Origin of the sequence: Vibrio sp. V15_P4S5T153, from assembly GCF_963874485.1 — a bacterium.
In the GTDB taxonomy this organism is placed as follows: domain Bacteria; phylum Pseudomonadota; class Gammaproteobacteria; order Enterobacterales; family Vibrionaceae; genus Vibrio; species Vibrio anguillarum.
The window spans coordinates 728,928-743,065 of record NZ_CAWNHR010000011.1; the positions used below are offsets into that span (position 1 = coordinate 728,928).

The 14,138-nt window shown below is 44.2% G+C and carries 12 protein-coding genes; 9 read left to right on the forward strand and 3 right to left on the reverse strand.

Annotation, left to right across the window (positions count from 1 at the left end; genetic code table 11):
• Window positions 1-122 precede the first annotated feature (122 nt).
• The 8 genes from AACT42_RS05225 (at window position 123) to AACT42_RS05260 (ending at window position 8,391) form a co-directional block, all read left to right on the forward strand.
• Entirely contained in the window at window positions 123-1,643 is a 1,521-nt protein-coding gene (locus AACT42_RS05225) for a fumarate hydratase (protein ID WP_010320695.1), read from the forward strand.
• A 103-nt stretch (window positions 1,644-1,746) separates the two neighbouring features.
• Entirely contained in the window at window positions 1,747-1,932 is a 186-nt protein-coding gene (locus AACT42_RS05230) for a hypothetical protein (RefSeq protein WP_010320694.1), read from the forward strand.
• 145 nt (window positions 1,933-2,077) lie between these two features.
• Window positions 2,078-3,457 (forward strand): YcjX family protein, encoded by a 1,380-nt coding sequence (locus AACT42_RS05235; RefSeq protein ID WP_094134090.1) that lies wholly within the window; start codon window positions 2,078-2,080, stop codon window positions 3,455-3,457.
• Window positions 3,454-4,479 carry a YcjF family protein gene (locus tag AACT42_RS05240; protein WP_088732490.1) on the forward strand — a complete coding sequence of 342 codons (1,026 nt, stop codon included), beginning with the start codon at window positions 3,454-3,456 and terminating at the stop codon, window positions 4,477-4,479. The genes AACT42_RS05235 and AACT42_RS05240 overlap by 4 nt, the downstream gene beginning before the upstream one ends.
• Window positions 4,480-4,601: 122 nt before the next feature.
• The gene (gene tyrR, locus AACT42_RS05245; RefSeq protein ID WP_013856782.1) at window positions 4,602-6,146 is read left to right on the forward strand and encodes a transcriptional regulator TyrR; all 1,545 of its coding nucleotides are present in this window, start codon (window positions 4,602-4,604) and stop codon (window positions 6,144-6,146) included.
• On the forward strand, window positions 6,143-6,724 hold the full coding sequence (rimJ, locus tag AACT42_RS05250) for a ribosomal protein S5-alanine N-acetyltransferase (protein ID WP_017043610.1): 582 nt from the start codon (window positions 6,143-6,145) through the stop codon (window positions 6,722-6,724). Before tyrR ends, rimJ begins: the two co-directional genes overlap by 4 nt.
• Window positions 6,725-6,789: 65 nt before the next feature.
• Entirely contained in the window at window positions 6,790-7,263 is a 474-nt protein-coding gene (locus AACT42_RS05255; RefSeq protein ID WP_010320690.1) for a DUF2947 domain-containing protein, read from the forward strand.
• A 141-nt stretch (window positions 7,264-7,404) separates the two neighbouring features.
• On the forward strand, window positions 7,405-8,391 hold the full coding sequence (locus AACT42_RS05260; protein WP_094131948.1) for a GGDEF domain-containing protein: 987 nt from the start codon (window positions 7,405-7,407) through the stop codon (window positions 8,389-8,391).
• A gap of 10 nt (window positions 8,392-8,401) precedes the next feature.
• Here AACT42_RS05260 and AACT42_RS05265 read toward each other — a convergent pair whose 3' ends face one another.
• From AACT42_RS05265 to AACT42_RS05275, 3 genes are all read right to left on the reverse strand, one after another.
• Window positions 8,402-9,256, reverse strand: coding sequence for an EamA family transporter (locus tag AACT42_RS05265; RefSeq protein ID WP_094124802.1), 855 nt, complete (start codon window positions 9,254-9,256; stop codon window positions 8,402-8,404).
• 142 nt (window positions 9,257-9,398) lie between these two features.
• The gene (alr, locus tag AACT42_RS05270; RefSeq protein ID WP_094131947.1) at window positions 9,399-10,622 is read right to left on the reverse strand and encodes an alanine racemase; all 1,224 of its coding nucleotides are present in this window, start codon (window positions 10,620-10,622) and stop codon (window positions 9,399-9,401) included.
• Between the two features lie 54 nt (window positions 10,623-10,676).
• Window positions 10,677-12,308: a methyl-accepting chemotaxis protein gene (locus AACT42_RS05275; protein WP_026028720.1), complete on the reverse strand. Its 1,632-nt coding sequence runs from the start codon at window positions 12,306-12,308 to the stop codon at window positions 10,677-10,679.
• A gap of 404 nt (window positions 12,309-12,712) precedes the next feature.
• On the opposite strand from AACT42_RS05275, the gene AACT42_RS05280 reads away from it, so the two are divergent.
• Entirely contained in the window at window positions 12,713-14,131 is a 1,419-nt protein-coding gene (locus AACT42_RS05280; RefSeq protein ID WP_026028719.1) for an SLC13 family permease, read from the forward strand.
• Window positions 14,132-14,138 lie beyond the last annotated feature (7 nt).

A 14,138-nucleotide genomic window follows, 5' to 3' on the forward strand; every position in this document is an offset into this window, starting at 1 on the left:
AATTAAAAGCTGCTACTTGATTGAATCACATCAATAAGTTGATTTTTTGCTGAGAAGCTTACCGCTTATTGAATGAGGAACACGCAACAGTCAAGGGAAGCATAACAATAACGAGGCACGCAATGACGGTAATTCGCAAGCAGGATGTGATCAGCAGTGTCGCTGACGCTCTTCAATATATCTCTTACTACCACCCTCTAGATTTCATTCAAGCGCTAGAAAAGGCTTATCATCGAGAAGAGAGTCAAGCTGCGAAAGATGCGATCGCACAAATTCTCATTAACTCGCGCATGTCAGCAGAAGGGCATCGACCCATTTGCCAAGATACCGGCATCGTAACCTGTTTTGTCAACATTGGTATGAATGTGCAATGGGAGTCTGATCTCACGGTGCAAGAAATGATTGATGAAGGAGTTCGTCAAGCGTACACCAATCCAGATAACCCATTGCGCGCTTCTATATTAATGGATCCTGCTGGTAAGCGTATTAATACTAAAGACAATACGCCTGCTGTCGTTCATATCAATATGGTGCCAGGAAATAAAGTCGACATTCAAATCGCAGCCAAAGGCGGCGGCAGTGAGAACAAAACCAAGATGGTAATGCTCAATCCTTCCGATGACATTGCTGAATGGGTAGAAAAAACCGTACCCTTGATGGGGGCGGGTTGGTGTCCTCCGGGTATGCTCGGCATTGGTATTGGCGGCACCGCGGAAAAGGCGGCTGTGCTTGCTAAAGAATCACTGATGGAGCATATCGATATTCAAGAACTGATTGATCGTGGTCCACAAAATGCGGAAGAAGAACTGCGTTTAGATATTTTTAACCGCGTGAATCGTTTAGGCATTGGTGCGCAAGGGCTTGGTGGCTTAACCACCGTTGTGGATGTAAAAATCAAAACAGCGCCGACTCACGCCGCGTCTAAACCTGTTTGTATGATCCCTAACTGCGCGGCAACCCGCCATGTTCACTTTACGCTAGACGGCACGGGCCCTGCTGAACTTACACCACCAAAGCTAGAAGATTGGCCACAAATTGTGTGGGACGCAGGAGCAAGCGCGCGCCGCGTCAACCTTGATGCGGTCACTAAAGAAGAGGTTCAAGAGTGGAAAACCGGTGAAACACTTCTTCTTTCCGGTAAGATTTTAACCGGCCGCGATGCCGCACATAAACGACTCCAAGCAATGTTGCAAAATGGCGAAGGGCTGCCTAAAGGTGTCGATCTTAAAGGTAAATTTATCTATTACGTTGGCCCCGTTGATGCGGTGGGTGATGAAGTTGTTGGTCCAGCAGGCCCGACCACATCGACTCGCATGGACAAATTTACCGACATGATGCTTGATGAAACGGGCATTATGGGGATGATAGGCAAAGCAGAGCGTGGCCCTGCGACGGTGGAGTCAATCAAAAACCACAAAGCGGTCTACTTGATGGCGGTGGGTGGCGCGGCTTACTTAGTGGCGAAAGCGATTAAGAAAGCACGCGTGGTGGCATTCGAAGATTTAGGTATGGAAGCCATTTATGAATTCGAAGTTGAAGACATGCCAGTCACGGTTGCGGTGGACTCGCGTGGCGCGAATGCTCACCAAATAGGCCCGGACACATGGAAAGTGAAGATTGCCGAAGCTCAAAAGAAAGCTTAATCTGATCTCATCGCGTTCTCACGATAACTGCAGCTTAGGCTGCAGTTATCGTCTATAAATCAGTAGATAATTGAAATGCTCATTTGCAAAACTAGGAGGGTAGATGCCTCGTTTTATTAAAATATTACAAATTATTATCGCTATTGTGGTTGGGGTTTTCCTCGGCTATGACCTTATTCTACATGGCATCAGTATCTTCGATGATAAGTACGTCACAATCACCTGCGTGTTATGGGTGATGCTTGAGGCTGCATTGTTTGTGATTTATAAATTAATAGAAGATGATTGAGCCGATGTGAGCGGCTCAACACAGAACAGCGAATTTTTTGGCCAAAAAAGCCTAAGCCTCTGATTCTTGTCAGGGGCTTTTTGTTCATCTCTGATTAAGGTGAATACACATAAAGTAGCGTCATCAAATGAAGTGGAGTGAGTGAATGAAGCACATTCGTCGAGAAATGACTGATTTAATTAACCGTGGATTAGATTCGCACGTTCGAATTGCTGTCACGGGGCTATCGCGAGCGGGGAAAACGGCTTTTATTACCTCCTTAGTGAACCAATTACTGCACACCTCTACCCATGATAATTTACCGCTATTTTCCGCAACGCGTGACCGACGTATTGTGGGTGCAAAACGTGTCCCTCAAACTAACTTAATGGTTCCACGCTTTGCTTACGATGAAGCGATGTCACAGTTACACAGCGAACCGCCACATTGGCCTGTGCCCACTCGTGACGTCAGCGAGATTCGCCTAGCGATCAAATACAAACCTAAAAAGCGCAGTAAAAAATTATTTGGTCACACGGCCACACTTTATCTCGATATCATCGATTATCCGGGGGAATGGCTGTTGGATCTGCCTCTGCTCGAAATGACCTATGAACAGTGGTCAGAACAGCAGTTTTCAGCGCTAAGTGAACTACGTTCCTCATTAGCCGAGCCGTGGCTTGAGGGGTTAGCTAAACTCGATGTAACACAAGACGCCAATGAGCAAAAGCTAGCTTCACTGTCGATGCTGTTTACGGAGTATTTGCACGCGTGTAAAAATGCCGGTTTGCATTGGGTGCAACCGGGGCGTTTTGTGTTGCCGGGAGAGCTAGAAGGTGCGCCTGTACTGCAGTTTTTTCCATGCCGTAATCCGTACGGTGAAGAGAAGCCGGCTCCCAATAGTAATTACAGCATGTTAAAAGCACGCTATGAAGAATACCAAAACAAGGTTGTGAAAGCTTTTTACAAAAATTATTTTGCCACGTTTGATCGGCAGATTGTGTTAGTCGATTGCTTATCTCCACTCAATGATGGCTACGGCTCCTTTTTGGATATGCGTCGTGCGCTTGAGCAGATTATGCATAGCTTTCGTTATGGTCGTAATGGCTTACTCAAGCGTCTGTTTGCACCCAAGATAGACAAAGTGCTGTTTGCCGCAACCAAAGCGGATCATGTCACCCCTGAACAACACCCGCATTTGGTGTCGTTACTGCAGCAGATGGTTCATCCTGCTTGGCAAAGCGCCGCCTATGAGAATATTGAGATGAGTTGCATCAGTATGGCATCGATACAGGCCACACAAGCGGGTTTTATTGATAGCGGTGAGCGCACCATTCCAGCCTTACAAGGCGTGACTCTCGATGGCGAAACTTTGACCATTTTTCCCGGCGATGTGCCGAAAAAGTTACCTAACAAAGAGTATTGGCAGCATCAAGGGTTTGAATTCACCAGTTTTAAACCAAGAGCATTTAGCTGTGATGAACCTTGCCCTCATATCCGTTTAGATAAAGCGTTGGAATATTTAATTGGAGATAAGCTGAAATGAGTGATTTAAAAACCAAGCAAATCTTTAATCAAAGATTAGAACCACAACAGAAGAGTACGCCAGAGCTTACGGCTCAACAGCAGTTTCAAAATAATGAAGCCTTCATTCCAATGCCGATCAGCAATGAAGAGAGTGCTGCGGAAAAAGAGTTAGAGCAAATTATTCGCCCACCACAAGGTCGGAAATGGCGAGCTGCGGCATTAGTTATAAGCTTTGCAGGTTTAATCGGTTGGCAAGCTATCGATTCAGTTATCACGGCGATTCAATCAGCGGACTGGTTAGCATTAGGCTGGGCGGGATTTATTGCTGGTTTGGCATCGTTAGGCTTAAGTACCTTAATCAAAGAGTTGTGGAAGTTACGAGCACTTCGCCATCATTTTAGTATTCAAGAGCAAAGCGAACAGCTTATGCAAACCGACAGCGTTGGCCATGGGCTCGCGTTCTGCCAAGCTCTAGCTAAACAAAGTGGCATAAAAACCGAAAGCCCAGCCTATGATCGTTGGTTAAACAGCGTTAATGCTTCACACAGCGATGCTGAAATACTCGATATGTACGATGCTATGGTGGTGAGTGAACAAGATAAACAAGCAACCAAAATCGTCTCACAATATTCAACAGAAGCGGCAGCACTAGTGGCAATTAGCCCTTTAGCCATCGCAGATATGTTGTTAGTGGCATGGCGTAATTTCACTATGATTGATCAACTGGCAAAACTGTATGGAGTGCCATTGGGTTACTGGTCTCGTCTCTCTTTATTTAAGTCCGTATTGATTAATATGGCTGCGGCAGGTGCCAGCGAACTCGCCATCGACGCCAGCATGGATCTCCTGTCTATGGATTTAGCCGGAAAAGTATCCGCGCGGGCAGGGCAAGGTTTAGGAGTGGGAATATTGACCGCTCGTCTTGGTTTGAAAGCCATGGCACTGCTCAGGCCGATGACATGGCAGCCAGACAGAAAAGTAAAATTAGGGGCGATTCGCAAACAGATCGTCGCAAGAATCGCCGCGCTTACGGTGAAATAAGCAACATTTATCAAATAATATGCCCGAATGTGAACCTCAAAACATGAGATAACTTGACGCCATACAAGGCTTGATAGAAACTACTGTCAACTTTTCCTGACACTTTTTATTAGGATTTTTAAGTGCGTCTTGAAGTCTCTTGTGAAGATAGACTCGGCCTAACCCGAGAACTGCTCGATATTCTTGCATCGAGAAACATTGATTTACGTGGGATTGAAATCGATGTCATCGGCATTATTTACCTCAACTGCCCTGACATTGATTTTGAAACATTCAGTGAATTGATGGCTGAAATTCGCCGAATTTCTGGCGTAAAAGATGTTCGGAAAATTCAATTCATGCCCATGGAGCGGCATAACACCGAGTTAATTTCATTACTCAACAACGTGCCTGATGCGGTGCTGGCGATTGATCTGAAAGGGTTTGTTGATATGGCAAACTATTCAGCGTTATCGCTGTTTAACAAAACAGAGAAAGAGGTGATAGGGCAGCCGATTTCTGCATTATTACCTTTCTTTAACCTATCACGCTGGCTTGAAGGCAACAAAGCACGACAACGTGAGGAGATCGTGCACGATGGTCTCGATTATCTGATGGAGATGATGCCTGTTTATATTACGGGTGAGTCGAAAGAATCCACCTTGGCGAGTACCATGATGATGATTCGTTCTAAAAGCCCTAGCGGCGTCGTCGATGATGCTTTGCCCTTACACAATAACCTTGGTTTTGAACATTTTGTCGGAGTTTCTAACCGCCATAAAGCGCTCATTAGCCAAGCTAAGAAGCTGTCAATGCTTGATCAACCTTTGCTTATAGAAGGCGAAACCGGAACGGGTAAAGAGATGTTGGCCAAGGCTTGTCATAATCGCTCTCACCGTGCCTCCTTTCCTTTCTTAGTTCTGAGTTGTGCTTCAATGCCGGATGATGTTGCGGAAACGGAGTTGTTTGGTCATGCGCCAGGGTCATTTAATCATCAACAAGGCCATAAAGGTATTTTTGAACAGGCGAATGGCGGCACCGTTTTTCTCGATGAAATCGGGGAGATGAGCCCTCATTTACAAATTAAACTACTGCGCTTCTTGCAAGATGGTACATTCCGCCGCGTTGGTGAGGAGCATGAAGTTCATGTTAATGTTCGTGTGATTGCCTCGACGCGTCACAAGTTGGCAGATTTAGCCGAATCAGGCGCATTTCGTGAAGATCTTTTTTATCGTCTGAATGTGTTAACTCTCCGTATTCCTACTTTGCGTGAGCGGTCTAACGACATTCAGCCATTGCTTGAGCTGTTCGTGGCGAAACACATTAAGAAAATGGGTATGGTCAAACCACTACTAGCGGAAGATTTGGCGGATCAGCTCTCTCATTACCAATGGCCAGGCAACGTACGACAGTTGGACAACATGGTGCTCAGGGCGCTAACGGAGATGTCTGATAATCAGTTAACAGTGGACCTCTTCCATCTGCCGCAGCTTGAAACCGTTCATACTGGCAATACCCATGTCAATCTTGATGGCTCATTAGATGACATCATGAAAGAGTATGAATCTCAAATTTTGGAACGTTTATATCAGTCTTTCCCTTCAAGCCGTAAGTTGGCTAAGCGTTTAAACGTATCACACACCTCTATCGCCAATAAGCTACGCGACTACGGAATTAGGAAAAATTGATGCAGTCATGCAGCACCTTGTCCCAAGTGTATGAAGTGGACAATGATATTTTAGTGCGAACCGCAAAACTTGAAGATGCGGAGATGATCGCCGCCTATTTTACGAGTAATCGTGAACATTTACGGCCTTGGGAACCTAAGCGAGAAGCGGCGTTTTTTGAGGCTCACGGTTGGGCACAGCGGCTGATTAAACTTGGTGAGCTGCATAAAATGCAATTAGGCTATTATTTGCTCATCATCGATATTAACAGTGGTGACATGCTTGGCACCATTTCGTTTAGTAACCTCTCACGCTTTCCATTTTATGCTTGTAATCTCGGCTATTCGTTAGCGAAGAATGCACAAGGTAAAGGCATCATGGGCCGTGCATTAAAAATGGCGTGCCACTACATGTTTAAGGTACAAAACCTACACCGTATCATGGCTGGTTATATGCCAATCAACAAACGCAGTGAAGCGGTGTTGATGAAAATGGGCTTTCAGGCCGAAGGTCACGCTAAAAATTATTTGCTCATTGATGGCCAATGGGAAGATCACAACCTAACAGCATTGGTTAATGCTGATTGGCGCCCAAGCTAATGGGTTATCGTTTTAAAAGTAAAGCGGCTATATTCACAAGTCAGCTAAAACATTAAGGAAATTCAATGTCGTATTTGCCTTTGGATCAATACCAAAGAAAATGGATTTTCACTCACCAATCAATGCCAGTTCCTGAGCAAGATCTGGTGCATATTAAACCCATGTCTCAAGCCAGAGCGGCTCAGTTTTGGCTGGAAAATATCAGTGCTCAAAGCCCAGATTCAGAGAGGTTAAGTTCTCAAGATTGGCCTCGTAAAGCAGGCAGTTGGATCAATGAAATCAGTTGGATGAAAGAATGGGAAAGTGACGATGAATCATTACCCGTTGATATTTTGGCCCATATTGATTGGCAAAATGACGTGACCGTTTATTTTTGTTATGAAAAGTACAATATTATCGAAACCCAATGGTCGGTATTTAAAAAATACTGGAAAAATTTCTTATTTTACGATGATGGACCAATCTTATTGGGGCGTCGCCGTGCTCAAGCGTTATGGTTTGGTTCAAATGGCAAAGTCAAATTGGGTAATAGAAAGTAACGAATAAACGAATAAAAAGCAGCTTAGGCTGCTTTTTATTCGTTCTACAGTACTCGAGAGTTATTTAATTGATACAAACTTTATAACATCACGCTATCCATTCTTTCCTATACTGATCATAAGAGATGTTCGGGAGGGCGCATGGACGATAAAATTCTCCAATCTGTTGTTGAAATTACGGGGCAGAAAAATGCGGTGTCATTGGGTTATTGTGTCATCAGCGCTCTAGTCGAGATGTTGCCTCTGAAATCGGCCTGCTTAGAACATTATATTGGACCTCATTCCTATGTCATTGCAAAAGCTACTATCTGTAGCCGTATACCTGGAAAATTTGAAATTAACTGGGAATATGAGGGCGAGACGGTTCCAAGTTATGAACATAACCATTCTGATATCGAGCCCAAAATAGAAGATTTAGGTACAAACGGATACCATTGCATTTACCCTATTGCGATCAACGATAGTTTTTCTGCTAGGTTGTCTCTGATTCTAAAAGTTCCGCCCAAACAATATCGAATGCTTATTGAAGGCTTTGTTAAAATTTACCAAAATTACGTTTTATTATTGCATGAAAATGAGCGTGACAAGCTGACAGGGTTGTTGAATCGAAGGACGTTAGAGGATAGGTTGCGCCTTAGCTTTGATGTGCTTCCTGAAACGACGACAGTAGGCTCAGTGATGCCTTGGGTTGCCATCATTGATCTCGACCATTTTAAACGGATCAATGATAATTTTGGCCATCTGATTGGCGATGAAGTTTTGCTCTTGGTGGCTCAGCAAATGCAGAATTTTTTTCTTAATCAAGAACAACTGTTTCGGTTTGGAGGAGAAGAGTTCGTCATTATTTTTCCTGCCAGTGAGTATGAGGTGGTGCTAAACAGAACCGAGAGGTTTAGACAGCACATCGAGCAGTTTCGTTTTCCTCAGGTTCAACATATCACGCTTAGCATTGGTATCTGCTCTATCTCTCCAAGAGAATATCTCTCAACGATTTTAGATAGAGCAGACAAAGCACTCTACTTCGCCAAAAACCACGGCCGCAATCAAGTACAATGTTATGAAGACTTGTTGCGTAGTGGTGTATTCATTGAAAACGAAGAGGGGGATAGTAGTGCCGAACTATTTTGAACGGTTCACCTTATTTCTTCGCCGATAGCGTGCTACCCATTGAGGCCGTGATGATCATCGTAATGGCGATCCATTGCATTAAGCTTAATTGTTCTTGAAGAATAATTAATCCAGCTAATGCGGCGATGGCGGGCTCTAAGCTCATTAACACACTAAAGTGTTGCGTAGACAAACGCTTTAAAGCCGACATTTCTAGGCAATAAGGTACCGCGCTTGAAAGAATCGCGACAGATAACGCCATAGGCAGTATTGACCACGTAAAAATAGACGCCTCTGATAATACAACGCCGATTGGAAACGCAAACAGGGCCGCAATCGTCATCCCTATCGCAACGGTTGCGCCTCCAGAACCGACACTCCCCGCCCTTTGACCAAACCATATGTAGGCTGCCCAGCATCCGCCGGCCGCTAAAGCCAGTGCAACGCCAATCGGATCAAGTGCATCGACACCCGTTAGATCGGGCAATAAAAAAACAATGCCCAAAATAGCAAGCGCAACCCAAATCAGATCTTTTTTGCGTTTAGATGAGAGAAATGCAATGAGTAATGGCCCAGAAAACTCCAACGCAACCCCAATACCAAGAGGAATTCGTTCAATAGCAAAATAGAACATCAGTTGCATGCCACCTAGGCTTGCTCCGTAAATGATCATTGAGCGCCATTGTGAAAGAGAAAGTCGTAACTGCCATGGGCGAAAAATCATTAACAGTATTAATGCAGAGAGACCAACGCGCAGTGCAATTGTTCCACCTGGACCAACAATAGGAAATAGCTGCTTGGCTAGTGACGCGCCAGATTGAATGGTGGTCATGGCCAAGAGTAGAGTTAACACAGCCAAGAATATAGGGGATTTAATCGGTCGCATGCGCATCCATATGAAATAAGAGGAACGGGCCGATTATGCCTGAAAAATAAAGGGGTTAATAGGAACAACGAGCGGTGAATTAAAAGGGGATACCGTGAGTGCAAAACACTCACGGACCAAAAGATAAATAAGTGGGCTTGGCTTAGTGGATGTAGAAACGAGGGTTTGCCGTTCCCCAAATCGTATACAGTTCAGGGAATATGAGCTCTGCATTTTCTTCCAGCTCACTGACAGTGATTCGGCCTTGCTTTTGCGCGCCAAACAAGGTGACTTCCTGATTAGGAAGGACGCCTTTCACATCGGTTACGTCAACCAATGTGGTGTTCATTGAAGTTACTCCAACCACCTTTGCTCGTTGACCGTTAATCAATACGTCACCGCGATTGCCCATTTTTCTTGGGTAACCATCTGAATAGCCAACAGGCAGATTTGCCAAAACACTCTCTTTGGTTACGCGGTATGTACTGTCATAGCCAACGGTGCTTCCTTTAGGAAGATGATGCAATGACGCAATACGTGTTTTGAATGAGACGATTGACGGATATTCCGGGTTAGTTGGTAAGTCGCCATATAGGACGCCGCCAGGACGTACCATATCAAGTTGTGCTTCCGGTACATTGAGAGCAGTGTAGGAGTTGGCAACATGCAAAATCAGTTCATCGCGTTTTAGGTTTGCTTGCTGAATCAACCAAGCTGAATTGGTATTAAAACTGGCCAACTTGCTGCGGATTTCGTCTGGGTTGTAATTGGGGAAATGCGTCATTATCCCAACAATTTGTATGCCACTTTGAGTAGCAATCGCAATCGATTCTTGTTTTCCTGCATCGGTTGACATATCGATACCATTGCGTCCCATACCGCCATCATTTAATGCCAAATGTACTCTTATCGTTTTACCTTTTTGCTGGTTTAGCTGAGCGAGTTGCTCAGCTTGTATTTTACTACCGATGAGCTCTTCGATATCTAACTCGACACTTTGTGCGATTTCATCAATGCTCGCAGAGCGAACACGCATCAATTGGCCTTTAAACCCGCTCTCACGTACGGCTCTAGCCTCTGCATTACTGGTAATTGCGATACAAGGGATCCCTTGCGCGAGAATAGTTGGCATTAAACCGCGAATACCGTTGCCGTAAGCATCTGCCTTCATCACGGCGCAAATTTTAGTTTGGCTGTTGATGTGGCTCTTAAACTGCTCAATATTTTGTTTGAATTGGCCAAGATCGATCTCAAGCCAAGTATTGGATTGCTGAATTTCTTGTATAGAAGGCTCACTGACGTTAAGGCTTAAAGGTGCAGAAGTCGCTGAAAAAGAGGGTAAAGCCATGGCAATTGACAGTGTAAGAAAAGAGGCTTTGAAATTCATTCTATCTCCTAGGTAAGTAAAAACAAGAAAGCCCCGTTAGGGGCTGACTCTATTTTAGTTAAGTTTGAAACGCCCCATTGCGTCTTGCAATGTGACCGATAATTGACTGAGTTCGTGGCAAGCTTGCGCCGTTTGTTCTGAACCCTGCGCGACTTCTTGTGAAGCCGTATGGATATTTTCAATGTTGCGGCTTAGTTCATCGGCAACGGAATCTTGTTCACTACAAGCACTGGCGATTTGTGTTCCCATATCCGCAATTTGAGCTACTGAGTTTTCAATTGAAACCATCAATTGCTGCGAGTGAGTTCCTTGAACGACGCAAGAGTCAATGCTGACGCGCGAACGTTCGGTTGCTTCTTTTGCTTCGCCTGCCATGGTTTGTAATTTTTCAATAATGGTTGTGATTTCACCAGTTGAAGCTTGAGTTCTTCCCGCAAGGGTGCGCACTTCATCGGCAACAACAGCAAAGCCTCGACCAGATTCACCAGCGCGGGCTGCTTCAATCGCAGCGTTCAGTGCCAATAGGTTTGTTTGCTCAGCGATGTTACGAATAACGTCAAGTACCACGTTAATTTGTGTGGATTGTTGTTCTAAATTTGCAACGGTTTCGCCAGCCTGACCAATAATTGTAGCCACTTGTTGAATGGAGCTCACCATCGCGGCATTGTCTGTCGCACCCTCTTTGGCTTTAGTGTTGGCACTACTTGCTTGTGATGCTGAGTCTTCCGTGTTGCGTGCTACATCGGCCACTGCGGCTTTCATTTGCGTCATCGCTGTTGCGACTTGTGTGATCTGATATTGCTGCTCTTTCATACCTTGAGCTGAGATATTGGAGATTTGACTCATCTCTTCCACAGCACTGCTTAGTTGTGTTACAGCGGAGATGATCTCTTCGATCAGTTGACGTAAATTGTTCTGCATCTTTTGTGAGGCATCGGCAAGTTCACCTAATTCGTCATTGCCAATAGCATTACGATCGATCTGTTTTGCTAAGTTACCTTCTGCAATCGCGTTTGCTTGGTCAACAACTAATCGTAAAGGTCCACAAATTATGCGAGTCAAGAAGAGGGTGATAATGACCATGACGACGATAATGGAAACATTACTGATACTTGATGAAGTGTTCAGTGTGTCAACTGCTTTAAGAATATAGCTTTTGTTGCCATCCATTGCTTTTTGCAAGATGCCAATCAGCGTTTTTATGTCGGCTTCAATATGACGAAAATTATCGAGAGATTGGTTTAGCAGTTTATGCGCACTATTTTTGTCATTGTTCGCTAAAGCCTGATTAAACTGAGTCATGATCGTTGTGTAACTATCCCAATTAGCCATCAAACTCTTGAATGTTTGCTCCTCTTCTCCTGGCCAAACACTTTTTCCATACTGTTTTAAACCTGCATCAACCTCTTGTTGTAATTGACGGCTAGTCACTAGGCGTTGTTTCACTTCGTTTATATCATCGGTGAGCAAGGAAGCAAACTGCGTACGACGCCAATAGGAGAGTTTATCTCCCATTGAATCTACGTGTTGTAGTGCAGGCAGTGTATCGTCGGCAAAATTCACCAACTGACTTTTGACTTCTTGGAGTTCGCTATATAAAAACCAAGCGAAGAGGATGTTGATTAAAGCGATGAGGCTAAATGAGCCTGCAATTTTCTGTCTGATGGATAGATTTTTTAAAAACATGAATGAGTTACCTTTGATTGTTTTTGTCAAAAGTCGCTTGAGCGAACAACATCCATTTACCGACAATGTGATCTACATCCTAATTGGTCGCGGATATTATCATGTTATCTATAAATTGACGATACCTATACTATTAAAGTAGCAGATGTTTGATTGTGCAAAGATAAAACGATTGATTAATTTTAATGATGTGAGGGTGGTTGATTATTGGTTTAACACCTAAGAGTGGTGAGAGGATTTGCAAGCGACCCCTCATTCTGAGTATTTGCCTTAGTGGTAATCGTTGTTCATTGATCTAACACCAAACTTTTTGCTGAGTAACTGTAACATAATGGCAACGTTGTTCGAGATTCAAGTACACCTCTAATTATCGTTTCTATGAGTACTCAGGAAGAGTTTATATGGTGCGTCCTTACTTAAAATTTATCATCCCTATTTTAGTTCCATTACTTATTTTATTGTTGCCTATGACCGCTTTCCCTTTTGAAGGGATGACCGTAATACAGCAGCGAGTGATTGCCATCTTTTTGCTCGCCGCTCTTTGTTGGGTATTTGAACCGATCCCAATCTATGCCACATCGGTAGTCGTGATCGTGCTAGAGCTCCTAATGGTATCGGATAAAGGTATCTGGTTTATGAGGCTTGCTGAGGGAGAAGCTCATTTTGGTGGCTTGCTAAAACATACTGATATCATGGCGACGTTTGCCAGCCCAATTATTATGTTGTTTTTGGGTGGCTTTTTCTTAGCCATGGCCGCCACTAAGTATCGCTTGGATGTCAACCTTGCACGAGTGCTGCTCAAACCATTTGGCCAGAATCCCAAGTATGTCATGTTAGGCTTGATGTTAATTACTGGTATCTTCTCGATGTTTATGTCCAATACCGCAACAACAGCGATGATGCTTTCCATCTTAACGCCAGTCATCGCAGTGTTTGGCCCAAAAGATCCAGGGCGAATTGCTTTTGCTTTGTGTATTCCGGTCGCCGCTAATATTGGCGGTATAGGTACGCCAATAGGTACTCCTCCCAATGCGATCGCATTGAAATATCTGGTCGGTGAAAATTTAATTACCTTTGGTGAATGGATGGCCTTTGGGGTGCCGTTTGTGATCATAATGATGGCACTCGCATGGGTATTGATTAGCGCCATGTTTAAAGCAGAGCAACAAAAAATTGAATTGACCATTAAAGGTAAATTTTTAAAAACACCAAAAGCCATTATTGTGTATGTCACCTTTGCTCTGACCATTCTTCTTTGGTTGATGGGCTCAACCCATGGTATGAACTCTTATACTGTTGCACTGATACCTGTGGCTGTCTTTTCTCTTACTGGCATCATCAACAAAGAAGATCTAAAGAAAATTTCTTGGGATGTGCTGTGGTTAGTGTCTGGTGGTATTGCGCTAGGACTTGCATTAGACAAAACGGGGTTAGCGCAACTAGTGGTGAACAGCATTCCTTTTGCACAGTATTCACCTTACGTTGTTTTATTTGGTGCGGCATTTTTGTGCCTCATTATGGCCAATTTTATGTCACATACCGCCACCGCGAACTTATTAATGCCGATTATGGCCGCGCTTGGCGCTTCAATGACTTCGCTTACTCCATTAGGTGGAGAAATTACGTTGATTCTCGTGGTTACCTTTGCTGCATCACTTGGTATGTCATTACCTATCAGTACACCACCTAATGCGTTGGCGCATGCTACCGGGCACGTTCAAAGTAACCAAATGGCTAAAGTAGGGGTTGTCCTCGGTGTGATTGGGGTGCTGCTCAGTTTTGTTATGGTTTGGTTACTTCATGCGGTTGGTCATATCGGTTAGGTAGCAT

Bases quoted from the DNA above. Each gene is read 5' to 3' on its own strand.
- AACT42_RS05225 (WP_010320695.1), top strand. From the start codon at position 123: ATGACGGTAATTCGCAAGCAGGATGTGATCAGCAGTGTCGCTGACGCT.
- AACT42_RS05230 (WP_010320694.1), top strand. From the start codon at position 1,747: ATGCCTCGTTTTATTAAAATATTACAAATTATTATCGCTATTGTGGTT.
- AACT42_RS05235 (WP_094134090.1), top strand. From the start codon at position 2,078: ATGAAGCACATTCGTCGAGAAATGACTGATTTAATTAACCGTGGATTA.
- AACT42_RS05240 (WP_088732490.1), top strand. From the start codon at position 3,454: ATGAGTGATTTAAAAACCAAGCAAATCTTTAATCAAAGATTAGAACCA.
- AACT42_RS05255 (WP_010320690.1), top strand. From the start codon at position 6,790: ATGTCGTATTTGCCTTTGGATCAATACCAAAGAAAATGGATTTTCACT.
- AACT42_RS05260 (WP_094131948.1), top strand. From the start codon at position 7,405: ATGGACGATAAAATTCTCCAATCTGTTGTTGAAATTACGGGGCAGAAA.
- AACT42_RS05265 (WP_094124802.1), bottom strand. From the start codon at position 9,256: ATGCGACCGATTAAATCCCCTATATTCTTGGCTGTGTTAACTCTACTC.
- alr (WP_094131947.1), bottom strand. From the start codon at position 10,622: ATGAATTTCAAAGCCTCTTTTCTTACACTGTCAATTGCCATGGCTTTA.
- AACT42_RS05275 (WP_026028720.1), bottom strand. From the start codon at position 12,308: ATGTTTTTAAAAAATCTATCCATCAGACAGAAAATTGCAGGCTCATTT.